This window comes from Bradyrhizobium sp. NC92 (genome assembly GCF_025200865.1).
Taxonomy (GTDB): Bacteria; Pseudomonadota; Alphaproteobacteria; order Rhizobiales; family Xanthobacteraceae; genus Bradyrhizobium.
Genome location: NZ_CP104171.1, coordinates 2,841,634 through 2,865,311 on the forward strand (window position 1 = coordinate 2,841,634; position 23,678 = coordinate 2,865,311).

A 23,678-nucleotide genomic window follows, 5' to 3' on the forward strand; every position below is an offset into this window, starting at 1 on the left:
GCAATCATGGCCAACGCGCAGCTCCAATCCGTGCTCGACCACATCGACAAGGATTTCGACAACAGCCTGGAGCGCCTGTTCTCGTTGTTGCGGATCAAGTCGATTTCGGCCGATCCCGCCTTCGCCGATGATTGCAAGGCTGCCGCCGAGCATCTCGCCAAGGACATCGCCAGCCTCGGTGTGGCCACCGAGGTGAGGCCGACCGCGGGCCATCCCGCCGTCGTCGGCAGGACCGGCGCGGGCGGACGGCCGCACGTGCTGTTCTACGGCCATTACGACGTGCAGCCGGTCGACCCGCTCGATCTCTGGCACCGTCCGCCGTTCGAGCCCGTCGTCACCGATCATGCCGATGGCCGCAAGATCATCGTCGCGCGCGGCGCCGAGGACGACAAGGGCCAGGTGATGACGTTCGTCGAGGCCTGCCGTGCCTGGAAGAAGGTGACGGGCTCGCTGCCGGTCGACGTCACCTTCCTGATCGAGGGCGAGGAGGAGGTCGGCTCGAAGAACTTCGTGCCCTTCATCGAGGCCAACAAGGACGAGTTCAAGGCCGACTACGTGCTGGTGTGCGACACCGGCATGTGGGATCCGAGCACGCCGGCGATCACGACCTCGCTGCGCGGCCTGCTCTATGAAGAGCTGAAGATCACCGCCGCCAATCGCGATCTGCATTCCGGCGTGTTCGGCGGCACCGCGATGAACCCGATCCGCCTGCTCACGAAGATCCTGGGCGGCCTGTTCGACGATGACAACCGCATCACCATTCCCGGCTTCTATGACGGCGTGAAGGACACGCCGCCCGACATCCTGGCGCAGTGGAAGAAGCTCGATTTCACGCCCGAGACCTTTCTCAAGCCGATCGGGCTGTCGCTCCCGGCTGGCGAGAAGGGCAGGCTGCTGGTCGAGCAGGCCTCGACGCGTCCGACCTGCGACGTCAACGGCATCTGGGGCGGCTATATCGGCGAGGGCTCCAAGACCGTGATTCCCTCACATGCCTCGGCCAAAGTCTCGTTCCGTCTGGTCCAGGGCCAGGACCCGCAAAAGATCCGCAAGGCCTTCCGTGATTACGTGACGGCGCGCATTCCCGGCGACTGCAAGGTCGAGTTCGGCGACCATTCCGCCGCGCCCGCGGTCGCGCTCGACTGGACCATGAAGCCGCTTGCCGCCGCCAGCAAGGCGCTGACGGAGGAATGGGGCAAGGAGACCGTGCTGATGGGCTCCGGCGCCTCGATCCCGATCGTCGCCGACTTCAAGCGCACGCTCGGCCTCGACTCGCTGCTGGTGGGGTTTGGCCTCGACGACGACAACATCCACTCGCCCAACGAGAAATACGACCTGAAGAGCTTCCAGAAAGGGATCCGCTCCTGGGCTCGCATCCTCGCCGCGCTGGCGGAGGTGAAATAGGCACGGTGCCGTAGGGTGGGCAAAGGCGCAAAAGCGCCGTGCCCACCATCTCCCAGTGATTAGGAAGGAAGAAGACGTGGGCACGCTTCCCCTTCGCTCTTCGAGCTACGGCGGACAAGTCGCTTTGCCCACCCTCCGAGAGCTTCATTCGCTACGAAGATTCTCTCATCGTCATTGCGAGCGAAGCGAAGCAATCCAGAAATCCCTCCACGGAAACAGTCTGGATTGCTTCGTCGCAAGGGCTCCTCGCAATGACGAGCGGAGAGGTCGCCACACCAAATAAAAACGCCGCCCGGGATTGGGCGGCGTTTCATTCCAAAAATGCGTAGAGGTCCGTTGAGTGCTACTCTACGCCAAATCTGGAAAATCTCAAGACCTGTAGCCGGGATTGACGCGGTCGAGCTTGCGCAGCAAGGGCGGCCACACGAGGTTGTTCGCGCGCAGCTCGGCGCGGTCGCGGTTGGATAACAGCTCGGTGTTCTTCTCGATCGCGATCTCCTCGACCGGATAGACCGGCGTGCCCAGTGCGCGCGTGCGCACCTGCATCGAGCAGGCGCGTTCGAGGTGGTACATGCGCTCGAAAGCGGAAGCGACCGAGCGGCCGACCGTCAGCGTGCCGTGATTGCGCAGGAGCATGTGGTTGTGGTCGCCGAGATCCTTCTGCAGCCGCGGCCGCTCCTCGTGGTCGAGCGCGATGCCTTCATAGTCGTGATAGGCGAGGTCGTGGGTGACGAGCTGGGCGGTCTGGTTCAGCGGCAGCAGCCCTTCCGCGCTGCTCGACACCGCGGTGCCGTCGAGGGTGTGGAGATGCAGCACGCAGATGGCGTCTTCGCGCACCTCGTGGATTGCCGAATGGATGGTAAAGCCGGCGGGGTTGATGCTGTACTCGCTCTCGGAGAGCTGGTTGCCGTGCAGATCGACCTTGACGAGGCTGGAGGCCGTGATTTCCTCGAACATCAGCCCGTAGGGATTGATGAGGAAGTGATGGTCGGGGCCGGGCACGCGCGCGGAGATGTGGGTGTCGACCAGATCGTCCCAGCCGTACAGCGCGACCAGGCGATAGCAGGCGGCGAGATTGACCCGTTGCTGCCACTCCGCCTCCGTCATGTTGGAGGGCACTTCCCTCACGCGGGCTTCTGCTGGCGACATGGCTGATCTCTCCGAACGTCGTTGTTGCGGGAAGCGAGCGTAGTCGCGGGTGAGGCTGGCGGCAAGGCGCAAGGAGCGTGGCTGTCGCGCGTAGCCCGCATGGAGCGAAGCGGAATGCGGGGCAGCTCGCACGACGCCACAGGTCCCCGGATTACGCTTCGGTCCATCCCATCTACGGAAACGGAGAATAATCCTACGGCGCCGGGATCGAGAGCAGGCTGGAAATGCCGCGGCCGCGGATGTCGTAGACGCGGGCGAACACCACGTCGTCGCGCTTGATCTCGACCATGACCGGCGCCGTGAGGCCCTTGCAGTAGAACTCGCCGAGCGTCATGGCGAAATCGGCGGCATTGGAATCCCAGCCGATGGTGAAGTCCGGCCCGAGCGCGACCTGGGCCGGGCGCTGCGGTCCGCACACCGCGACCTTCCATTTGCGGTTGCTCGGTGGCACTTCCTGGCGCTCGACGAGCTGCTCGCGCAATCCGTCCGAGGCCTGCTTCAAGGCGAGACCCCAATAGTCCAGCATGAAGCGGTCGTCGGCGCCGCGCACCGTGCCCGCGATGTGGTTGAAGTGCGTGTACTGGTAGGGGTGCAGCCGGATCATCTCGGCGAGCGACAGCGCGAGGCCGAAGCAGAAGGTGGCGAGCACGACCGGCTGCCAGGTGCGGTGGTTGGCGCGCAGGCGCTCCATGGTCCAGGCGAAGGCGACGCCGCCGAGCACCGCCATCGGCGGGATCACGAAGACGAAATGGCGGATGCCGTTGTAGAGCGCCGGGCGCTTCACCATCGCGATCGCGAGCGGCAGCGTCGCAGCCAGCGTCAGCATCAGGAGGATGGTCTTGCGGCGCGCCGGAACCTCGCGCCGCGGCAGCATGGCGAAGGTGCTGACGATGGCACCACCCATCAGCACCAGCATCACCTCGGGCAGCTGCAGCGCGAACAGCGTCGGCAGATACGACCAGGGCATGTCGGGCACCGACACGATCGCGCCGTCGAACATCTCCTTCCATGGCTTCTCGAAGAAATGCGAGAAGTAGGTCAGCGCCTCGAAGGGATTGCCGGGCTCCATGATCGACCACGGCCAGATCAGGCCCATCACGAGGTAGCCGAGCACGAGGCCGGGCAGCAGCACATAGACGACATGGGCGAAGCGGCGAACCGACTCGCGCAGACCTTCGCTGCGCAATTCCTCCAGGAGCAGCGGCATGAACCCGACCGTGGCGTAGACCAAAGCGAGCCCGCCGAGAACGCGGCAGCCGAGCGAGAGGCCGGCCCCCAGGCCGACGATCAGGATCGTGCGCGGCGACGGCTGCGGATATTCCTCGGCGAGCCGCACGAGGCCGAGCATCAGGATGATCATGGCGACCGCGAAGGGCGCATCCTTCGGGTTCATGAACATGTGGCCGTAGAAGATCGGGCAGAGCGCGAGCAGGAGCAGCGCGGCGAGGCCTGCGAGCGGTCCGCCGATGCGGCGGCCGAGCCGCCACGTCACGGCAAGCCCGATCACGCCGACGATGGCACCGACCAGGCGGCGCGTCTCGAACAGCTCGAGCGGAATGACCTTGTGCAGCAGGGCCGCGACCATGTCGAAGCCGCCGCCATACATGTAGAGATTGGCGAAGGAGAGCGCCGCGGTATCCTTGAAGCCGGAACCGAACATGCGCAGCAGCAGGTCGGCGTATTCGGCGTGGGTGTAGTCGTCCCAGCCGAGCCCGTAATCGCGGAAGGTCAAGCCTGCAATGACGGCGACCGCGGCCAGCACCAGCATGGCGAGATCGTCGCAAGTCCGCTCGACCGAGCGCCGTGAAGGCGTGTCGATCGCCGAAGTCGTGATGGATGTCATGGCTATCGGTGCCCCGGAATCCCCTCTTGGCCCTGCTGGTGCGCGCGGGCCTCAACCCCGGACTCCCTATAGCGCAGTTCCATTACCAAGTAATTGGGCATTATGGCTAAATTCCTGATGCGACGCAGCAATTCCGGTTGGCACCAATTCCGATGACTTGAGAGCAGCTCTAGCAGTAGCGAGCCGCAGCTGAAGGGAATGTGAATAAGTCCCTGATTTCCTTCCCTTTAGGAACACCGCCCAGAATTGGCCGTTGGCGTGGAACAGCGTATGACGGTATCGTGGCGTAGCGGTTCTCGCGTGCAGATGCGCGGCCGGGGGTGAGTTCGATGAATTTGGCATTGCTGATCGTGGGGATTTGCGCCGTCCTGGCGGGTCTCCTCGCGATCATTTTCGGCATGACGATCAGGGAATTCAGTCTCGGTGGGACTCTCATAATCTCCGGCACCATTGGCGTCTGCTCCGGAATGTTACTGGTCGGCCTGCGTCTGGTGCTGCTCGAGCTCAAGGGCCTCGCGCGCCGGCTGGCCGGTGCGGTCGCGCCATCCGAGGTTCGGGTCAGGCCCGTGCTGCCGGGTCTCGCCGCGCCTGGCGCAGTCGCGCCCGAGTCGGTGTCCGCTGCGGCGGTGAGAGCCGAGCCGGCGCCGCCGCCACCGCCCGCAAGTCCGCCGCCGTGGCAGAGCGAAGCTGCTGCGCGCGAGCGTCCGCGTGCCGAGGCACCGCAGCAGGAACCGGAAGCACCGACACCACCTGCCGCTCCGGAAGCGCCGCGCCGGCGCAACCTGCTGTTCGCCTCGACCTCGCGCAAGGAACGCGAGCGCGCCGAGGCGAAATCCGGTGAAGCTGCGCCGCCGCCTGTGGAGCCCAGTGAGGCCCCGAACCTTCCGCCAGCGAGCTTTGACGTGGCCTGGCCGAAGCCGGACCGTACGCGCCCGCCAGAACCGCCGGCCGCCCCGCGCCGTCCGCCGCCGCCGCGCTCGCCGTCGACCTTCGCGGAGACCGCTCCGGCGCCGGCGCCCGAGCCGCCGCCACCCGTGGAGTCCGCACCACCCGTGACGGTGCTCAAGTCCGGCGTCGTCGATGGCATGGCCTATTCGCTCTATTCCGATGGTTCCATCGAGGCGCAGATGCCGGAGGGCATGATGCGCTTTGCCTCGATCGACGAGCTCCGCGCCCATCTCGACCAGCGCGGTTGAGGCGCCGGCGTTCAAGTAGAGCGGCGCCCTTCACCAGTAATCAGCGCATCGCCCTCAGTCGTCGTGTTTCAGCCGAATGTATTCTTGACAGGGAATACTTCGGTGTCGTCAATCCCGTGACCACAAGCGGGAGAAGGGGGGCGCATGTCGGATGCGGGGGCGAAGAATTTCATCGAGCTGACCGCGAGCATCGTGTCGGCCTATCTCAGCAACAATCCGACGCCGGCGGCCGAGATTCCGAACCTGATCAATCAGGTGCACGGCGCCTTGGTGCGGGTCTCGTCAGGCCGCACCGAAACCGCGCCGCTGGAGCCGGCCAAGCCGGCCGTGTCGCTGAAGAAGTCGATCGCGCCCGATTATCTCGTGTGCCTCGAAGACGGCAAGCGCTTCAAGTCGCTGAAGCGCCATCTGCGCACGCAGTACAACATGACGCCGGAGCAATACCGCGAGAAGTGGGGCTTGCCGGCCGACTATCCGATGGTGGCCCCGAACTATGCGGTGGCGCGCTCGCAGCTCGCCAAGCAGATGGGTCTCGGGCAGCAGCAGCGGAAGCGGAAGTAGTCGGGGGATATTGTAGGGTGGGCAAAGCAAAGCGTGCCCACCAGCTCCAGCGCAATCGAAGAAAAATGGTGGGCACGGCGCAAGGGCGCCTTTGCCCACCTTACGGCGCTCCTCACGCGAGGGGGCGTTCTTTACGAAACTTCCGCGAGCGCTTCTCTCGCGTCGGTCTTGATGCGCTCGACCATCGAGCGCAGGCCGTTGGATCGCTGCGGCGTCAGATGGTCGCGAAAGCCGAACTCGTTGAACACGGCGATCGCGTCGGTATCGAGGATCTCCCGCGGCGTGCGGCCCGAATACAGCGCGAGCACGATCGCGACCAGCCCGCGCACGATGTGGGCGTCGCTGTCGCCGCGATATCTCAGGACCGGCTCGCCATTGCCGCGGTCGACCAACTTCTGCAGCCAGACCTGGCTGACGCAGCCCTGCACCTTGTTCTCGGCCGAGTGTTCCGCCTCCGGCATCGGTTCCAGAGTGCGGCCGAGCTCGATGACGTACCGGTAGCGGTCGTCCCACTCGTCCAGAAGCTCGAAATTGTCCCTGATGTCGTCGATCGTCGTCATATCGGCCCACAGTTCCTGTTAAGGCCAATATAGAGACGCGAAGCCCTGAAATCGATAGGGTTTGGACGCTAATTCGCCGGCCCTGGTCCGCGCCATTCGAGCGCAAGATCATCCTGGGTCAGGGTATCGCGCGGCGCCTCGTTCGCGGCAAGATCGCCTTCGCCGGCCAGCGCGATCGAGCCGGTATGGTCGGGCGCCTTCTTGTTCTCGTTCTTGCTGCCGTCGTTCTTGTCGTTGGTGATCTGCTCTTTCTTGTCGTTGATGATCTGATAGAGCTTCTTCGCGCCGTCCTGGGCGCGCTGGCCGATGATGGTCGCGGCCTGGCCGCCGACCTCGCAGGCCGCCGGCTGGCGCTTGCAGAACTGGGTCATGTCGGAAACGGCCGCGGTCGCGGCCTGCACCGCATCGGCGGCGCCGATCTGCGGCAGCTTGTCCGATTCGGGCGTCTTGTCCCGCGGCAGGAGCACCAGCACCAGCCCGAGCCAGAATGTGATGCGGAGCAGAAAGCGCATCTTATCGACCTGTCCGTTAGAGTCCGCCCGCGGCGATCTCCCGCGGATGTCGGACCTAGCAACCCTCGATAAATCGCAAGTGATTGCCTTGAGCTTAATTCGCGGAAAATTGACGCAAGAATCTTTGGAAGCGACGTTCCGGTGAATTTTCAGTTGACGCCCGCGCCCGTGGTTTTGCTGGCCGTCCCGCATCCACCAATTCGAAACCATGCGGAGCAAGTGAAACCCTGTGTTCACCATCCGCAGCGAAGACGTCGCCAAATCGTCTAAAAAGCTCCGCGATAACGCGGTGTCCGGCCGCGCGCTGTGCCGCCTTAGCACTCGTTTAAGGTCGCTCTGACACGGTGGCGCAACGACAAGGAGGCGTTCCGGCGCGTCTTCTCAAGACGATTGAGCCGAAGCGCGAGACCCGTGACAGCTTTGAGTATCATCCGCGATTGTCTCGATGCACTGCTGCATCCCTCCGCGCGCTACGATGCGCTGACGCGCGCGCGCCATCGCGCCTTCATGGCACCGCGGCTGCTCGGCAGCCTCGCCGCCTTTGCCGCATTCCCGGTCTATCTCGCCATGCGCGGCGCGCCGAGCGCGATCGAGGTCGCGGCCTTCGCCTGGCTGATCGCGCCGATCATGTTGTCCTGGTTCCTGTCACGCACCGGCCGCTACGAGGGTGCGCATGTGCTGTCGTCGCTGGCGCTCGCCGGCCTGATCATGGCCGTCGCGGTCACGACGGGCGGCATCGAATCCTTCGCCGCGGTCTGGCTGGTCGTAGTTCCGCTCGAAGCTGCGCTGTCGGCTTCGCGCCGCGTCGCGGCTTTCGCCTCGCTGCTCGCGCTGTCCTGCGCCGGAATGCTGATCCTGGTCAGCCAGCTCGGCTGGCTGCCCGTGGCGGAGCCGAGCGCGGCCGAGCGCGGCGTGCTGATGGCGTTCGGCGTTGCCTCGGCTACTCTCTATGCCGCGGGCCTCGCCTTCGGCGCGGAATCGCTTGCGCGCACCAGCGTCGCGCTGCTGTCGCGCGAGGAGGAGCGCTATCGCCTGCTCGCGCGCAACATGAGCGACGTCATCTCACGGCATCAGCGCAACGGCGCGGTGCAGTTCATCTCGCCGGCCGCCGAGACCATGCTCGGCATGCAGGTGGCGCAACTGCTCGGCCACGGCCTGTTCGACCGCGTCCATGTCGCCGATCGGCCGGCTTATCTCACCGCGTTGTCGGATGCGGCGCGCGGCGAGGTGCGCAGCGTCGAGTTCCGGTTGCGGCGCGAGCCCGTCTCCGAGCGCGGTCAGGTCGATTTCATCTGGGTCGAGATGCGCTGCCGTCCGCTCGACCAGGACAGGGCGCGTGACGTCACGTGCGAAGCCGAAGTCGTCGCCGTGATGCGCGACGTCACCGACCGCAAGCTTTTCGAGCAGGCACTGGACCAGGCGCGCAGCGCCGCCGAGGCGGCCGATGCCGCCAAGACGCGCTTCCTCGCCACCATGAGCCACGAGCTGCGCACGCCGCTCAACGCCATCATCGGCTTCTCCGAGATGATCGCGCAGGAGCAGAGCCTGATGCTGGGTGCGGCCCAGCGCAAGGAATACGCCCAGCTGATCAACGATTCCGGCCAGCACCTGCTGTCGGTCGTCAACGGCATCCTGGACATGTCGAAGATGGAATCGGGCACTTTCGAGATCGCGTCCGAGCCGTTCGCGCCGCGCGCCTCGCTGCTCCATTGCTGCAATCTGCTGGCGCTGAAGGCGCGGGAGAACGGCATCGACCTGATCACCGACGCGCCGCAGGACCTGCCCGTCATGACCGGCGACCCCAGGGCTTTCAAGCAGATCGTGCTCAACCTCGTCGCCAACGCCATCAAGTTCACCGAGCGCGGCGGCCAGGTCTGCGTCTCTGCCGCGGTGTCCGGCTCGCAGCTGACGCTGCGCATCAGCGACACCGGCGTCGGCATCGCGCCCGACGATCTCAAGCGCATCGGCGCGCCGTTCTTCCAGACCGGCACGACCTATCAGCGCCGTCACGAGGGCACCGGCCTTGGACTTTCGATCGTGAAGAGCCTCGTGGCGTTGCATCTCGGCGAATTGACGGTACAAAGCCGGTTGGGCGAGGGCACGGCGGTCACCGTCAAGCTGCCGCTCGTCTACACGCCGCCGCAAGTCAAGCCGGCCGAGCGCAAGATCGCGACGCTGACGCCGGCGCTGCGCCAGGATATTCAAGACCAAGCTCACGACCAGTCCCAGGACCAACCTCAGGATCAACCCGCTCTGGTGAAGAAAAGTGCCTAAGAAGTCTGCCAAGGACGAAGCCGCTCCGCGCCGCCGTGGCGCCAAGGCCGCGGTCATCGATGTCGAGACCGAGCGCAACCTCGTGATGCGCGTGCTGCTGCACAGCCCCAAGGATACGCTGGCCGGTCTCGTCGCCGTCGCCGCGATCGCCGCGATCGTCGCCAATGCGCTGTTCCTCCAGACCGGCCGGCACCCCGCGCCGATGTTCGGCACGGTGATCAATCTTCCCGCGCCGTCCTCCGTGCCGCTGTCGAACCCGTTGCCGCGTCCGCGCCCCGTCGGCGCCGATACCTCGCCGCTCGAGCCGCGCGCGACCGAGTTCCGCGTCGAGCCCAAGCCTGCTGAGCCCAAGCCTGCCGAGTCCAAGCCTGCCGAGCGTGCCGCCGAGAAGGCGACCGAAAGGCCGGTCGAGGCGACCGCCTCGACGCGCTCCAACGATCCGATGACCAATCTGGTCAAGGCGACGACCTCGACGCCGCCGGCGGCCGTGCGTCCGCCGGCGCCGATCCCGGCGCAAAGCCCGGCCGCGCGGCGCATTGCCGGCGTGCAGCGTGCGCTGTCCGAATATGGCTACGGCAATTTGAAGATCACGGGCAGCATGAGCAGCGAGACCCAGTCCGCGATCCAGAAATTCGAGCGCGAGCACAAGATGCAGGTCACCGGTCAGGTCTCCGACCGCCTGCTGCGCGAGCTCGCCGCTGCGATCGGCCACCCCGTCGAATAAGCGCCAGGCCGGCGCAGAGGCACAATCCCAAGCGCGCCCTCGGTGCCTCCGCGCGGCGGGATGTCGCTACAATTGACTTCAGATTATTTTGTAGTTACAAAATAATCTTGTGAAGATCGTTTGGGACGAGCCAAAGCGCCGAGCCAATCTCGACAAGCACGGGATGGATTTCGCAGATCTCAACGAGACCTTCTTCGACAATGCTTTGGTTTTGGCCACCCATGGCAGTCGCTGGCGCGCGATCGGCATCAACATTCGTGGCGTGATCTCGGTGATCTTCGCGACCCGTGGAGCTGAGGGCGTCAGCATCGTCAGCATGCGTCCTGCCAGCAGGAAGGAAAGGAGGCTCTATGAAGAAAACCGTCGCTAAGAAGGGTTACACCGCACGGGACATGCGTGCTGTGAGCGACAATCCGGAATGGACCAAGGGCGACTTTGCCAGGGCCAAGACTTTCGATGAGGTTTTCCCGGGCATGCGGAAGGGACGCGGTCCCAATAGAGCCCCGACGAAACAACAGGTGACCTTGCGCCTGAGTCCGGCCGTGCTCGATCACTTCAAGGCGGAAGGTCCGGGTTGGCAGAGCAGGATCGACGAAGAGCTGGTCAAGGTGGTGAAGCGCAAGCGCACCTCTGCCGCAGGTTAGCTCATGCGTTTGAAATCCAACATTTGGGTCGCGGCCTACTTGCGGCGCTGCCAGACCGAGGGCGTGTTCGGCGCCGTGCGGCGTCGCGGTGCCGAGGAGGCGGGCGCGGTGTTCGTCAAGGTGTCGCTGCTCGACGGCAATGCGATGCTGTATGCGCCGGCGCCGCAGACCGTCTATGACGACGGCCGGCCCATCGATCGCTTCTTCGTGCCCGTCGCGCCGCAGCCTCTGCCGGAGCACACGATCGAGGAGCGGCTGACCAAGGAAATCCGGTTCGATCCGGACGCCTGGATCGTCGAGACCGAGGATCGCGCCGGGCGGCATTTTCTGGAATTGGCGAAGGCTTAGCGCCAACCGTCATTGCGAGGAGCGAAGCGACGAAGCAATCCGGAAGCTCTCTGCGGAGGGACTCTGGATTGCTTCGCTACGCTCGCAATGACGCGCTTGGGGCAGGCGTCGCGCACTCTCCATCCAATGTCGCTGCGTCTGAAGGCCGGCCTTATCGCTCCGACGACCCGCCGGTCCCGGTCTTCACCCCGGGCGCCGAGCCCGGCTGCACGCCGGGGCGCGTCTGGCTTGCGCCGGCACGGGCGCGCTGGCGTTCGCCGTCGTGTAGCGCGGATTGATACTTCGCGCGGGTGACGGCGAGCGTCGAGCCGCGCCAGGCCGCCAGCATCACCAGCGCCGATCGCTCGGGGAGGCGGTCGTAGAGCCGCGACAACCGGTACACCGTGTTCACGGACGTTCCGATCTCCGGCTTGAAGAACAACAGGATGCGCTGGAACACCGGGCTCGGCATGTCGAGCGCGCGCGCGGCGATCGCAAGCGCCTCGCCGCCGGCATCGTCGACGATCTGGGCTGCGACGCGCGAGGGCAGGATCAGGCTGTCGCCGAGCTCGAAGGTGAAGTTTTCGACATCGCCCGCGATCGCCGCCATCTCCAGGATCTGGATCGCGCGCTTGGCGCGCACGGTCGGAATCCGGGGGGCGGCCTTCAGCGGGGTCTGCGCCAGATTGTGCAGGATCAGCGCGCGCTCGGAGGCTCCGGCGCGAAAGAACATGTCGTGGATCTCGGCCGCCTCTTTCGGCTGCATCGCCATGTTGGCGGCCATGCGCTGCTCGGCCTCGGTCGGCACGCGCGCGGATGCGGGCGTGCGCGGCGGAGCGGGGATCTCCCGGGCCAATGGAACCCTGCGGCCTTCCTGGGCCGCGACCAGGCCGAGCTTCTGCAGGATCGGGACGGGCGTCTGCGGATAGACCGCGAGCCGCGCCTTGACGGCCGCGCGCGTCGCATCGTCGACCTGGTCGATCAGCCGCGTGGCGAGCTCGACGAACTGCCGCTGCTCGTCGTCGCTGTGGGTGCTCGTCTGGACGTAAAGGTCGGTCAGCACGCGCAGCAGCGTCGGACGGACGTCGACACCTTCGCGACGGGACAGGGTCATCAGCCCGTCGAATTCGGGAAACAGCGACTTGGTCATGGAGGCGTACGCAACTCGGGAAAGAGACTTGGGGGCGAGCCTAGCGCAGGTTCTTTTAAAGCCTCGTTAAGGAAAACGATGCGTGAAGCCGGCCCTGCAAATTCAGCAATTGTCGTGCCGCAACGGGACGGCGCGGTCCGTGCGCTTACGGTCGAAGGGGCGCGTTTACACCCCGTTAACCATGAACTGATCTTAATGAAATGCATGTTGCAGGGGCGCGTTCGGTCGCGCGGCAATTGAAGAGAGCTGACATGGGGACCATCATCGAATTTCCGGCCGGTCGCCGGGTGGGCTCGTCGGGGGATGTCGCTCCGCGCGCGGACATGGGAACGGTCGTGATTCTTCCCGTGATCCGTATCGAGCGTGAGGCGGACGAAACCAGTGGCGATCGCGGGCCGGAGCAGGGCACAGCGCCGGGGCGCCGTCGTCGCCGCCGCTGACATCCGGCTTCATGCAATGCCGGGCTCCATCCGCCAGATCCGGCCTGTCCTATCGGCCGTCCTGCTCACGCTGCTGGGCGCCTCGCTCGCGGCGTGCAGCGGCGGCGACTTCGGCCGCACCCGCGAGAGCATGCGCAGCGACGACATGCATCGCTGGCTCGGTGCGGAGGTCACCTCCAGCGTCGGCCTGAAGCCCTCGCAATTCCAGCTCACCGACGAAGAGCGCCAGCTTCGCGATCTCGCCTATCCCATGATCGAGCCGCCGCTGTCGCGCCCGGCATGGAAGAGCGTGTTCGGCGATTACAAGGCGCTGCCCTCGCCCTGGCGGCAGAAGATCGTGTTCGACCGCACCATGTACGGGCGCACGCTGATCGACGAGCCGCACCGCTCGCATTCCTCGCGCTATGCGCAGCTGATCGAGGACGTGCGCAACGACATCACCCGCTTCGAGCCGTTCTTCGCCAGCGCGATCCGCGTCATCGATCTCGACAGGAAGCGCGATGCCAGCATGGCGCGCGTCTCCGCGCTCTCGCCGAGGGAGAGGGACGATGCGGTCGCGCGCATGCAGGAGAACTCGCTGATCGTGCAATGGGTGCAGCAGTGCCTGGAGCAGCGCGTCTCGTCCTACCGCTGGGCGCTGGAGCGCCTGGTGATCCAGGCCCCCGACGGCATGGCCGCCGATGCCGACCGCCTGATCGGCGAGCTCGCCGCCCAGACCGCCAACCCGCCGGTCGCAGGCCAGCCGCCTTACGGCCGCGCGGTGATCTCGAAGGGCTGAGCGCCGGTCCTCACGCCTGCCAGTTCCGCCGGGACGGTGCTGCCGCACGCGCGCCCGCCGCGGGCCTCGCGGTTCAGCATAATGGGCGAATCGCCCCGATTGGCGCTTGTTCTCCCCGGCCGTAGCGATAGGATTGCGCTGTTACACCAAGTCATTTTGCACGAAGGTCTTTTGCGATGAGCAGCAATTCCGGGATGCGGCTTGAGGTCCGTCGAAATTCCACACTTGCGCGAAAACTGCCAATTCTTGCCATTCTCTTCGGATCAGCCGGCCCGGCCGCCGCGCTGACCCAGGAGGCCGCGCTCGAGAACTGCCGGATGACGGTCGGCAAGCCGATCGTGCAAGCCTGCATGCAGGCACAAGGCGGCCGCAAGGCCGGTGCCGATATCGAGGGTTGCCGCGCCAAGGCCAAGCCGCAGGTCAAGGCCTGCGTGATGGCGGCTCTCAACGCCGCCAATGGCCGGGCCAATGTCGCCGTCGAGCTGCCGAAGGAAGCGGCGCCGAAGCTGGAGCCCGGCACCGCACTGCCGAAGGGCTTCATCGCGCCGCCCCGCACCATCGCCGACATCACGGCGATCCTCGATAGCGAGAAGCCGAACGAGAAGTTGATCGTGCAGCTGAAAGCGGACGCCGATTCCACGCCAAAGGGCAAGGAATCGCGCGAAGATCTCGCGCAGTTCTATTTCGATCGAGCCAATGCGCGTGCGCAGCTTGGTCGGCTTGCTGAATCCATTGCGGATGCCAGCAAGGCCGTCGAGGTCGGACGCGGCGCCGTCGAGCCTCGGCTGATGGGCCGCATGCAGCAGCTCCTCTCGCTGCAATACGCCGCAGCCGGCGACCCAAAGCGGTCGATGGATGTGATTCAGAAGTTGTTGCGTGAGACCGCCACCCAGCCTGGCGCAAAAGGATACCAATTGAGCGCCAACCGGTCCGTTGTCGGCAACCTCGTCCAGATGGGCGATGTCGCCCAGGCGGAAGCCTATCTGCGTCGCACACAGGCCGCAATCCAGGAGGCGCGCACCAGCGGTCTTCCGGGGTGGCGCACCTCCTATGCGCGCTTCGGGCAGAACTGGGAAGGGGAGCTCGAAGCGACCAGGGCGATGATCTTCGAAGCGCGCGGGCAGTTCGCGGAGGCCGAGGCTGCCTATCGCGTGGCCGAGCAGCGCAAGCGGGCCGGCATGAAGGGCGTGATGGAGTCGGACAATCCCCCGGCGGAAACCGTCTTCCTGCAGTCGATCGACAACCTGGTGCTCAGCCAGGCCCGCATGAAGGCGCGACAAGGCCGGCTCGCCGAAGCCGAGGTCGACGCCCGTCGCGCTCTGCTGGCGCGACTGAAGGACACCGGCAAGTACAATCCGGTGACGCCGCGCTACGTCATGGGCCTCGCGGGCATTTTGGTCGAAGAGGGCCGCTACGAAGAAGCCGAGCAGCTCGGCCGCGTGGCCCTGGAGATCAACAAGACCGTCGGTGTTCCCGACGATTCTCAATCCACCGTGCAATGGCTGTCGCAACTGGCCGGCATCCTGGCGCTCCAGCGCAAGACGCCGGAAGCCAACGCGATGTACGCGGCGATCGACAAGGCGATTGCGAATTGGGAGCCGCAGCGCCGCCAGGTGTTCGAGCTCAATCCGTCGCGCATTCTCTCGCTCTACGCCTCCGGCCAGCTCGAGGCCGGCATCGCTGCGGCCGAGCAATTGGTGAAGAAGCAGGTCGGCCGCGTCGGCGAAAATCATTTCGATGCCGCCTCGGCGCGCGGCACGCTGGCGGTCGGTCTGATGCGGGCGCGGCGCGATGCCGAGGCGATCCGCGAGTTCAAGGCCGCCATCCCGATCATGATGGCGAGTGCGCGGGAAAATGCCGACGACGAGAACACTACCGTGGTCGCCGCGCGCAGCCAGCGCCTGCAGAGCATCGTTGAAAGCTATTTCGTGCTGCTTGCACGTACCGAAGCCGCAAGCGGCGGGGTCGGCGAGGAGACCTTCAGTCTCGCGGACGCCATCCGCGGCCGCTCGGTTCAGCAGGCTCTGGCGGCATCGAGCGCGCGGGCGGCCGCCAAGGATCCGGCGCTGGCCGATCTCGTCCGCAAGGAGCAGGACCTGACCAAGCAGGTCAACGCGCAACTTGGAACGCTCAACAACGTGCTGGCGCTTCCGTCCACCGAGCGGGACGAGAAGGGCGTGCAGCAGATCCAGGCCTCGATCGCCGCCTTGCGCACCGAGCGCGACAAGGCGCGCCAGGAGATCAAACAGAAGTTTCCGGTCTACGCCGATCTCGTCTCTCCCAAGCCGCCCAGCGTCGCCGAAATCCGCACGACGCTCGCCGACGGGGAGGCGATGCTGTCGTTCTATTTCGGCCAGAGCGGCAGTTTCGTCTGGGCCGTGCCGAAATCGGGCCCGGTGGCGTTCGCGGCGGTCAACGCCAGGATCGGCGACATCGAGACCAAGATCCGCAAGCTGCGCGAAGCGCTCGAGCCGCAGGCGGCGATGATCTCGGACATTCCGCCGTTCGATCTCAAGCTGGGCCACGAGCTCTACGAGCTGCTGCTGAAGCCGGTCGAGAGCGGATGGAAGCCGGCCAAGAACCTGATCGTCGTGACCAACGGCGCTCTCGGGCTTCTGCCGCTGTCCCTGTTGCCGACGGCACCGGCGGAGGTGGCCGCGGACGAGGACCCGCTCTTCGTCGGTTATCGCAACGTACCGTGGCTGGCGCGAAGCCATGCCGTGTCGACGGTGCCCTCGGCCGCGGCGCTGCGCACGCTGCGGCAATTGCCGCCGGGCAAGCCCGGTCGCGGCGACCTCGTGGCCTTTGGCGATCCTTATTTCAACCGCGAGCAGCAGGCCGAGGCGGAAGGCGGCGGAGAGAAGATTCAGGTCGCCGACGCCGGCGGCAACATCACGCGCGGCGGTCCGCTGAAGCGGCGCAACAGTCCCAAGCTCGAAGGCGTCGACAGCGCCGAGCTCGGTCTGCTGCCCCGTTTGCCCGACACCGCCGACGAGTTGAAATCGATCGCGCTGGCACTGCAGGCGGACCCCTCGAAGGTGTTGTTCCTCGGCAAGAGCGCGACCGAGAGCGCGGTTAAGACCATGAACCTGTCCGGCTTCAGGATCCTGGCCTTTGCCACCCATGGGCTCGTCCCGGGCGAGCTGAACGGGCTGACGCAGCCGGCACTCGCTCTGTCGTCGCCGACGGTGACGGGCGAGGGCGGTGACGGCCTCCTGACCATGGAGGAGATCCTCGGCCTCAAGCTGGATGCGGACTGGGTCGTCCTGTCGGCCTGCAATACCGGGGCCGGCGCCGGCGCCGGGGCAGAGGCCGCATCCGGGCTGGGGCGCGCCTTCTTCTACGCCGGAACGCGCGCACTGCTGGTGACGAACTGGTCGGTGCATTCGCAGTCGGCGCGGCAATTGGTGACTGACCTGTTCAAGCGGCAGGCCGACGATCCCAAGCTGTCGCGCAGCGAGGCGCTGCGCCAGGCGGCAATGGCCCTCGTCGACGGTCCGGGTTATCTCAACAGCGAAGGCAAGACCGAGTTCGCCTATGCGCATCCGCTGTTTTGGGCGCCGTACACGATCATCGGCGATGGCGGCTTGCGGTGATGAGACGGGAAGGAGGGCAGGGGAAATGAAGCGGAATGTCTTGCTCGGAATTGTGGCTGCAGCTTTGCTGGTCTCGGCGCCATCGCGTGCCACGCTGTTGATCACGGAGGAGGAAGCCAAGCTGCCGCCTCCCAAGGGAGCGGTTGCCGTCGAACAGCGCGGCATCCTGCGTGGCCCGAAGGTCGAGTTCGTCTCGCCGGGCGACGCGGCGAGCTCGCCGCTGCGGCTGGTGTTGAAATTTCAGTCCTATGGCGGGGCAAAGGTCGACCCGAACTCGGTCAAGGTGATCTTCCTCCGCACGCCTAACGTCGACCTGACTCCCAGGGTGAAGCCCTTCGTGCAGGCTGATGGCATCAACATGCAGGATGCGGAGCTGCCGCCCGGCGAATACACGGTGCGCGTCGATATCAAGGACAGCGATGGCCGGCCAGGCACGGCCGTCTTCACTCTGAAGGTCGCGCCCAAGTGACCTTTGCCCAAGTGATCTGCCCTTACTGCCGGTCCGAAAGTGCCGAGGGCGCGCTGGTTTGCGCCTCGTGCGGGCGCGACATCGCCGTTCCCGCCACGCTGCTTGCCGAGCGCGACGATCTCTTGCGCAAGCGCGAGGATCTGCGCGATGAACTGAAACGGGCCAGAGACGAGATCGAAGCGATCATGAGACGAAGGAAGTCGCGCTAGCGATGGAGTGCCCGTTCTGCGCCGAGACGATCAAGGACGAAGCCATCGCGTGCAAGCATTGTTCGCGGGACCTGCGCGTCGTGCGGCCGACGCTTCTCGAGATCGACGAGATCGTTGCGGAGCTGGACAAGCTCAGGCGCGATCTCGATCGCGTCAACGTCCGTCTCGAGCGCTACAACAATCCGTTGCGCTATTACGGAACGCATGCGGTGCTCTACGTTGCGATTCCGTCCCTGCTGCTGGTGATCGCGCATGTGCTCGTGACCATCGCCTTCAACCTGTCGCCGATCCCGCTTCGGATCGCGTCGATCGCCGTGCCGCTCCTGTTCGGATTCGTCGCCTATCGGCTGCACCGGGTCTACATCCTCGCGGCATTCGTGCTCGCGTTTCTCACCGCGAGTGTCAGCATCCTGGCGATGCTGACGATCACCGGGATCCACGATCATGTCCCGATCCTTCCAACGGTATGGATCGAATGGCGGGAGGTGTTCGAATATGGCGCCAGTATCCTGCTCGCCTTCGTCTCGGGTAACATTCTCAGCGTCGTGATCTTCCAGATATTGCCGCGCGTGCTGACCCAGGGCGGCAAGCCGAACGCGTTCGCCTTCCGCATGGCGCGTCTGCTGGGGCAGCATGTCGGGGAGGAGCAGCTGCGCCGCCGCGCCCGCTTGATCCAGGACCTGATGCAGACCGTCGGGCCACTGGTCGGCGTTGCCGCGACCGCTGTCGGCTCGATCTATGCGGGCTTGAAGGGCTTGCTGGGATAGCTGACCTTCCGACGCGCGCTTGCAGGCCTATCGCGCTTCCACCACTTCGCCGTCTTCCTTCACGAAGCGGCCGAGCGGATTGTCCAGGAGATCGATCACGGCTTCCGACGGCCGGCACAAGCGCGTGCCCTTTGGCGTCACCACGATCGGACGATTGATGAGGATGGGATGGGCGAGCATGAGATCGAGCAGCTCGTCGTCGCTCCATTTGGGATCGTCTAGCCCGAGCTCCTTGTAGGGCGTTCCCTTCTCGCGCAGCAGCGCGCGGACCGTAATGCCCATGGTCGCGACCAGCTCCTTGAGCTCGTCCCGCGAGGGCGGCGTCTTGAGATATTCGACCACGACGGGCTCGGTGCCGCTCTGCCGGATCATCGCCAGCGTGTTGCGCGAGGTGCCGCAGGCGGGGTTGTGATAGATCGTGACGGTCATCGACTTGTCTCCGTGATTGCAACCGAGGCGGACGCGCGTGAGCGTCCGAGCAGCCAGTTCATCAGCAGCATGCCGGCGAACGCTCCGCACAACTCGGCAATGACGAAGCCGGGCAGGTCGGCGGGACGAATGCCTGAGAACGTGTTGGTCAGGGACCTCGCAATGGCCACGGCCGGATTGGCAAACGAGGTGGAGGCCGTGAACCAATAAGCCGCGGTGATGTAGAGGCCCACCAGCCAAGGCACGGCCGTCCGCTGAAACCGGATGCCGGCCAGGATCGTCGCAACCAGCCCGAACGCGGCCACCGCTTCGGCAAACCATTGCGGCCCTCCGGTTCGGACCTTCGTCGAGAGTTCGAGCAGCGGCAGCCCGAACATCAGATGCGCCGCCACCGTTCCCGCGATCCCGCCAGCGATCTGCGCGACAATATAGAACGCAGCCTCGTGTCCCGGCAGCTCGCGCTGGCCGGTGAAGACGAGCGTCACCGCGGGATTGAAGTGTGCGCCGGAGATCGGGCCGAGCACCGTGATCAGGACGACCAGGATGGCGCCGGTCGGCAAGGTGTTGCAGAGCAGCGCCAGCGCGACGTCCTTGGTCAGTGTTTCCGCCATGATGCCGGAGCCGACCACGGTGGCGACGAGAATGCCTGTGCCGAGCGCTTCGGCTGCGAGGCGCCGCGACAGATCGAAACTGTCCATCAGCCGGCCTTCGGCGTCAAATCGGTTGCACCTTCGGAGCGGCCGATTTCGCGCAGCTTGGTGCCGAGCGAAAGCTTGTCGATGCTCCTCAGCGGGAGGTTCACGAATGTAGCGATGCGGTTTCTCAGATAACGAAACGCGGTGACGAATGCCGCCTGTTTATCCAGTTCTGAACCCTCTGCCGCGGCAGGATCCTCGATGCCCCAATGCGCCGTCATCGGCTGGCCCGGCCAGATCGGACACGCCTCACCCGCTGCGTTGTCGCAGACGGTGAAGACGAAATCCATCACCGGCGCATCCGGAGCGGCAAACTCCAGCCAGCTTTTCGAGCGCATTCCCTCGGCGGGGTAGCCCATGTGTTCCAGCGTGCGCAATGCCAGCGGATGGACTGCGCCTTTCGGGGTGCTGCCGGCGGAGAAGGACTGAAAGCGGCCGCCGCCGTCCTTGCGCAGGATCGACTCAGCCAAGATCGATCGCGCCGAGTTGCCGGTGCATAGGAACAAGACGTTGAACCTGTGATCAGACACGGCTTCGCTCCTTTCGTTTTGGCGAGCAGCACGATTGCAAAGTCTCGACGACGGGGTCGCAAACTTCCGGCCGTCCGCCGCAGCAATCGCGCAGCAGGAAGAGCGCGACGTCGCGAAATTCACCGAGATTGGCGCGGTAGACGATCGAGCGGCTGTGCCGCTCGGAAGACACGAGGCGGGCGCGGCTGAGAACCGACAGATGCGCCGACAGCGTGTTTTGCGGGACCTCCAGCAGACGCGCGAGGTCGCCGGCTGCAAGACCTTCAGGTTCGTGCCTGACCAGCGTCCGGAACGCCTCCAGACGGGTCGGTTGAGACAGCGCGGCGAGCGCCAGGACGGCTTGTTCTTTTTCCATATATCCAGATTTATGGAATTATTGAGGCCGAGTCAATCTGGAAAACCTCCGGCGGCCACGACGTGAGTCGTAATTTCGAATATTCTAGAAATACCGTTTGACACTCGATGTGCAGGCGCGCATCATGGCGTTCATGAAGATCGACGACGCAGCAGCACGCCTGGAAGCCCTCGGAAATCGGACCCGCCTGCAGATTTACCGTGCGCTGGTTCGGGCCGGGCATGCGGGCATGCCGGTCGGCCGCCTGCAGGACAAGCTGAAGATTCCGGCCTCGACGCTGTCGCACCACATCAAGACCCTGGTCTCGGTCGGACTGGTCGGTCAGAGCAGGGAATCGACGACCCTGATCTGTCGCGCCAATTTCGACGCCATGCGGGGGCTGGTCGATTTTCTGGTCTCGGAGTGCTGTGCGGAAGAAGCGGGGTGTAGGGATACCCAGACCGCAGCCTGAATCATTTGGTCAGTTATTCCATAATTCTAGAAGGATGGAGCATACGAAATGGACAAGACGGTAGCGATCATCGGGGCGGGCCCGGTCGGCCTCGCAGCCGCCGCTCATGTGCTCGAACGCGGCATGTCCCCTGTGGTGCTCGAAGCTGGACCGGAGGCCGGGCATGCGGTGCGGCATTGGCAGCATGTCCAGCTCTTCTCGCCGTGGGAATACAATGTCGACAAGGCGGCGGCGCGCCTGCTTGCGCCGACTGGATGGAATTCGCCGGACCCGAGCTCCTATCCGACCGGCGGCGAACTGATCGATCACTATCTCGCGCCGCTGGCAACGCGAACGCCATTGCGCGAGACGATCCGGACCTCGAGCCGTGTCACGGCGATCAGCCGCGCCGGCTTCGACAAGGCGAAGACGAAGGGGCGGGGCCAAGCGCCGTTCGAAATCCGCTACCAGAACGGCAAAGGCGACGAGCTGCTGCGCGCCGATGCCGTCATCGACGTCTCCGGCACGTGGTTCTCGCCCAATCCCGCCGGCAGCAACGGCCTGCCGGCGTTCGGCGAACGCGAATGCGCCGGCCGCATCGTCTATGGCATGCCGGCTGTGAGCGGCGCCGCTCGCGGCAGATATGCGGGCAAGACCGTGGCCGTGCTCGGTGCCGGCCATTCCGCCCTGGGCACGCTGATCGATCTCGCGCAGCTCGCCGAGGAGGCGCCCGGCACCAGGCCCGTTTGCCTGTTGCGCGGCGACGATCCGGCAAAGGCTTTTGGCGGCGGCCGCAACGACAAGCTTGCCGCGCGCGGCGAGCTGGGGGCAACCTTTGCCGCGCTCGTGACCACCGGAAGGATTGCGGTCGAGACCGGCTTCGCTGTCACCGATATTTCGGAGTTCGAAGGCCGCCTCAGGATTTCGGCAGGCGCCGGCCCTGCTGCGCGGAGTGTGGTTGCCGATGAGCTGGTGGTGTCGACTGGCTTCCGGCCCGATCTCTCGTTCCTGTCCGAGCTGAGGCTGCGGCTCGATCCGGCGATCGAGGCGCCCCTCGCGCTCGCGCCGCTCATCGACCCCAACGAGCATAGTTGCGGAACCGTGCGGCCTCACGGCGCGCGCGAGCTGGCACATGATGAGCCGGGCTTCTATCTGGCTGGCATGAAGTCCTACGGCCGCGCGCCGACCTTCCTGATGATGACCGGATACGAGCAGGTCCGCTCGATCGTTGCGGACATTGCCGGCGACCAGGAGGCTGCGGCACGGGTCGAGCTCGTGCTGCCGGAGACCGGCGTCTGCACACGCGGTGGCGTGGAGTCCACCGGCGCGGCAGGATGCTGCGGTGGTCCGCCCAAGGCCGAACCCTCGGCCTGCTGTGCCGCCGATGAATCCGCGAAGAAGGCGGGCGGTGTGGGGTGCGGTTGCTCATGAGCCGAGGCACTGCGGGCCCGCTCACCGTCGTCGTCGCGCTCGGCACCGCGCAGACCATCGCGTGGGCGTCGAGCTACTATCTTCCTGCGATCCTGGCCGCGCCGATTGCGGGCGATCTCGGTCTTGCGCCGACTTACGTGTTCGCAGCGCTGTCGGGCGCGCTCATCATCTCCGGCCTGCTTGGCCCGAGAGTTGGGCATGCCATCGATACGTTCGGTGGGCGCAGCATGCTTGCCGTCTCGAACCTCGTTTTCGCGGCGGGCTTGCTGCTGCTGTCCATGTCCTATGGCGTAGCGGTGCTGATCACAGCCTGGATCCTGCTCGGGATCGGCATGGGCATGGGCCTCTATGAAGCCGCGTTCGCGACGCTTGCGCGTATTTACGGCGCCAATGCGCGACGATCGATCACCGGCATCACCCTGATCGCCGGTTTCGCCAGCACACTCGGCTGGCCGCTCACGACGTGGCTCGCCACGGAATACGGCTGGCGCGCCGCCTGCCAGCTATGGGCGGTGATCCACATCGGTCTTGCCTTGCCGCTCAACCTTTCGCTGCCCCGTGCCGCTCCATTGCATCAGGAGGCCGGACCGAGCACGGGCGCAAGCCGGCAATCCGGCCGCCAGAGCGAAACCTTCGCAATGATGCTGCTGGCGTACATGTTTGCGGCCGCGAGTTTTGTCAGCTCCGGCGTCTCGGCCATTCTGCCCACCATGCTGGTTGCGTTCGGCGCCACGCCGGCACAGGCGTTGTTGGCAGGAGCATTGGTCGGGCCGGCGCAGGTCGGCGCCCGCCTTCTGGAAGCAGGATGGCTTGGCCGGTTTCATCCGCTGCTGTCGGCGAGGCTCGCCATGCTCATGAATCCGATCGGCGTGCTTGCGCTGGTCGCAGGCGGCCCTTTGCTCGCACCGGCCTTCACGGTGCTGTATGGCGCGGGTAACGGCATCATCACCATTGCCCGTGGTACGCTGCCGTTGGCGCTGTTTGGGCCGGTCGGGTTCGGCAGGCGTGTCGGGATGATTTCGCTGCCTTCCAGGGCAACGGGCGCTTTCGCGCCCCTTGCGCTGGGACTGATGGTGGAGCATCTCGGCAGCAGCGCGCTCTGGATCAGCGCCCTGGCCTCGGTCTCTGCGTTCTTCGCCCTTCTGCTGCTTCGTGGGGATCAGACGGCATGAGTCCCTGTCCGAGGGGAGGAGAACATTCGTAGCTTG

General features: G+C 65.5%; 26 protein-coding genes. 17 read left to right on the forward strand and 9 right to left on the reverse strand.

Annotated elements, in window-relative coordinates; translation table 11 throughout:
* Positions 1–6: 6 nt before the first annotated feature.
* A complete protein-coding gene (locus N2602_RS13230; RefSeq protein ID WP_260382906.1) occupies positions 7–1,401 on the forward strand; it encodes a M20/M25/M40 family metallo-hydrolase in 1,395 nt (464 codons plus the stop codon).
* A gap of 369 nt (positions 1,402–1,770) precedes the next feature.
* On the opposite strand, the gene N2602_RS13235 is transcribed toward N2602_RS13230, so the two are convergent.
* Complete coding sequence (locus N2602_RS13235) at positions 1,771–2,550, reverse strand: class II aldolase/adducin family protein (RefSeq protein WP_172784179.1); 780 nt, start codon at positions 2,548–2,550, stop codon at positions 1,771–1,773.
* 193 nt (positions 2,551–2,743) lie between these two features.
* Positions 2,744–4,393, reverse strand: coding sequence for a glycosyltransferase family 39 protein (locus tag N2602_RS13240; protein ID WP_172784180.1), 1,650 nt, complete (start codon positions 4,391–4,393; stop codon positions 2,744–2,746).
* A 329-nt stretch (positions 4,394–4,722) separates the two neighbouring features.
* On the opposite strand from N2602_RS13240, the gene N2602_RS13245 reads away from it, so the two are divergent.
* Positions 4,723–5,589, forward strand: a complete 867-nt coding sequence (locus N2602_RS13245) for a DUF308 domain-containing protein (RefSeq protein ID WP_260382907.1) — start codon at positions 4,723–4,725, stop codon at positions 5,587–5,589.
* Positions 5,590–5,733: 144 nt separating this feature from the next.
* Positions 5,734–6,150, forward strand: coding sequence for a MucR family transcriptional regulator (locus tag N2602_RS13250; protein WP_172784182.1), 417 nt, complete (start codon positions 5,734–5,736; stop codon positions 6,148–6,150).
* 131 nt (positions 6,151–6,281) lie between these two features.
* Here N2602_RS13250 and N2602_RS13255 read toward each other — a convergent pair whose 3' ends face one another.
* Together N2602_RS13255 and N2602_RS13260 are read right to left on the reverse strand one after the other, a co-directional pair.
* Positions 6,282–6,710: a SufE family protein gene (locus N2602_RS13255; RefSeq protein ID WP_172784183.1), complete on the reverse strand. Its 429-nt coding sequence runs from the start codon at positions 6,708–6,710 to the stop codon at positions 6,282–6,284.
* A gap of 68 nt (positions 6,711–6,778) precedes the next feature.
* Positions 6,779–7,222: a DUF5330 domain-containing protein gene (locus N2602_RS13260; RefSeq protein ID WP_172784184.1), complete on the reverse strand. Its 444-nt coding sequence runs from the start codon at positions 7,220–7,222 to the stop codon at positions 6,779–6,781.
* A gap of 411 nt (positions 7,223–7,633) precedes the next feature.
* Here N2602_RS13260 and N2602_RS13265 point away from each other — a divergent pair, with 411 nt between their 5' ends.
* The 5 genes from N2602_RS13265 (at position 7,634) to N2602_RS13285 (ending at position 11,212) form a co-directional block, all read left to right on the forward strand.
* Complete coding sequence (locus tag N2602_RS13265) at positions 7,634–9,496, forward strand: PAS domain-containing sensor histidine kinase (protein ID WP_260382908.1); 1,863 nt, start codon at positions 7,634–7,636, stop codon at positions 9,494–9,496.
* Positions 9,489–10,220 carry a peptidoglycan-binding domain-containing protein gene (locus tag N2602_RS13270; protein ID WP_260382909.1) on the forward strand — a complete coding sequence of 244 codons (732 nt, stop codon included), beginning with the start codon at positions 9,489–9,491 and terminating at the stop codon, positions 10,218–10,220. Before N2602_RS13265 ends, N2602_RS13270 begins: the two co-directional genes overlap by 8 nt.
* Positions 10,221–10,329: 109 nt before the next feature.
* Positions 10,330–10,590 (forward strand): BrnT family toxin, encoded by a 261-nt coding sequence (locus tag N2602_RS13275; RefSeq protein WP_172784187.1) that lies wholly within the window; start codon positions 10,330–10,332, stop codon positions 10,588–10,590.
* The gene (locus N2602_RS13280; protein WP_172784188.1) at positions 10,571–10,864 is read left to right on the forward strand and encodes a BrnA antitoxin family protein; all 294 of its coding nucleotides are present in this window, start codon (positions 10,571–10,573) and stop codon (positions 10,862–10,864) included. Before N2602_RS13275 ends, N2602_RS13280 begins: the two co-directional genes overlap by 20 nt.
* A gap of 3 nt (positions 10,865–10,867) precedes the next feature.
* Entirely contained in the window at positions 10,868–11,212 is a 345-nt protein-coding gene (locus tag N2602_RS13285; RefSeq protein WP_172784189.1) for a DUF1491 family protein, read from the forward strand.
* Between the two features lie 151 nt (positions 11,213–11,363).
* Here N2602_RS13285 and N2602_RS13290 read toward each other — a convergent pair whose 3' ends face one another.
* A complete protein-coding gene (locus tag N2602_RS13290; RefSeq protein ID WP_260382910.1) occupies positions 11,364–12,341 on the reverse strand; it encodes a DUF2336 domain-containing protein in 978 nt (325 codons plus the stop codon).
* A gap of 251 nt (positions 12,342–12,592) precedes the next feature.
* Between N2602_RS13290 and N2602_RS13295 the strand changes: the two genes are divergently transcribed.
* The 6 genes from N2602_RS13295 (at position 12,593) to N2602_RS13320 (ending at position 18,600) form a co-directional block, all read left to right on the forward strand.
* Positions 12,593–12,781, forward strand: a complete 189-nt coding sequence (locus N2602_RS13295; protein ID WP_172784191.1) for a hypothetical protein — start codon at positions 12,593–12,595, stop codon at positions 12,779–12,781.
* A gap of 16 nt (positions 12,782–12,797) precedes the next feature.
* The gene (locus N2602_RS13300; RefSeq protein WP_172784192.1) at positions 12,798–13,559 is read left to right on the forward strand and encodes a hypothetical protein; all 762 of its coding nucleotides are present in this window, start codon (positions 12,798–12,800) and stop codon (positions 13,557–13,559) included.
* A gap of 176 nt (positions 13,560–13,735) precedes the next feature.
* Positions 13,736–17,155: a CHAT domain-containing tetratricopeptide repeat protein gene (locus N2602_RS13305; RefSeq protein ID WP_311739085.1), complete on the forward strand. Its 3,420-nt coding sequence runs from the start codon at positions 13,736–13,738 to the stop codon at positions 17,153–17,155.
* A gap of 25 nt (positions 17,156–17,180) precedes the next feature.
* Entirely contained in the window at positions 17,181–17,624 is a 444-nt protein-coding gene (locus N2602_RS13310) for a hypothetical protein (RefSeq protein ID WP_260382911.1), read from the forward strand.
* Entirely contained in the window at positions 17,621–17,833 is a 213-nt protein-coding gene (locus N2602_RS13315) for a hypothetical protein (RefSeq protein WP_260382912.1), read from the forward strand. Before N2602_RS13310 ends, N2602_RS13315 begins: the two co-directional genes overlap by 4 nt.
* A gap of 2 nt (positions 17,834–17,835) precedes the next feature.
* Positions 17,836–18,600, forward strand: a complete 765-nt coding sequence (locus tag N2602_RS13320; RefSeq protein WP_172784195.1) for a hypothetical protein — start codon at positions 17,836–17,838, stop codon at positions 18,598–18,600.
* Positions 18,601–18,627: 27 nt separating this feature from the next.
* On the opposite strand, the gene arsC is transcribed toward N2602_RS13320, so the two are convergent.
* The 4 genes from arsC to N2602_RS13340 are packed head-to-tail and all read right to left on the reverse strand — an operon-like array spanning position 18,628 to position 20,609.
* On the reverse strand, positions 18,628–19,029 hold the full coding sequence (gene arsC, locus N2602_RS13325; RefSeq protein ID WP_260382913.1) for an arsenate reductase (glutaredoxin): 402 nt from the start codon (positions 19,027–19,029) through the stop codon (positions 18,628–18,630).
* Positions 19,026–19,727 (reverse strand): MIP/aquaporin family protein, encoded by a 702-nt coding sequence (locus tag N2602_RS13330; protein ID WP_260382914.1) that lies wholly within the window; start codon positions 19,725–19,727, stop codon positions 19,026–19,028. The genes arsC and N2602_RS13330 overlap by 4 nt, the downstream gene beginning before the upstream one ends.
* Positions 19,727–20,254, reverse strand: a complete 528-nt coding sequence (locus tag N2602_RS13335) for an arsenate reductase ArsC (protein WP_260382915.1) — start codon at positions 20,252–20,254, stop codon at positions 19,727–19,729. The genes N2602_RS13330 and N2602_RS13335 overlap by 1 nt, the downstream gene beginning before the upstream one ends.
* Positions 20,247–20,609: a helix-turn-helix transcriptional regulator gene (locus N2602_RS13340; RefSeq protein ID WP_260382916.1), complete on the reverse strand. Its 363-nt coding sequence runs from the start codon at positions 20,607–20,609 to the stop codon at positions 20,247–20,249. Before N2602_RS13340 ends, N2602_RS13335 begins: the two co-directional genes overlap by 8 nt.
* Positions 20,610–20,742: 133 nt before the next feature.
* Here N2602_RS13340 and N2602_RS13345 point away from each other — a divergent pair, with 133 nt between their 5' ends.
* Genes N2602_RS13345 through N2602_RS13355 form a run of 3 tightly spaced genes read left to right on the forward strand, consistent with a single transcriptional unit; the run spans position 20,743 to position 23,642 of the window.
* Positions 20,743–21,060, forward strand: coding sequence for a helix-turn-helix transcriptional regulator (locus N2602_RS13345; RefSeq protein ID WP_172784622.1), 318 nt, complete (start codon positions 20,743–20,745; stop codon positions 21,058–21,060).
* 48 nt (positions 21,061–21,108) lie between these two features.
* Positions 21,109–22,470, forward strand: a complete 1,362-nt coding sequence (locus N2602_RS13350; protein WP_260382917.1) for an NAD(P)-binding domain-containing protein — start codon at positions 21,109–21,111, stop codon at positions 22,468–22,470.
* On the forward strand, positions 22,467–23,642 hold the full coding sequence (locus N2602_RS13355; protein WP_260382918.1) for an MFS transporter: 1,176 nt from the start codon (positions 22,467–22,469) through the stop codon (positions 23,640–23,642). Before N2602_RS13350 ends, N2602_RS13355 begins: the two co-directional genes overlap by 4 nt.
* Positions 23,643–23,678: the final 36 nt, after the last annotated feature.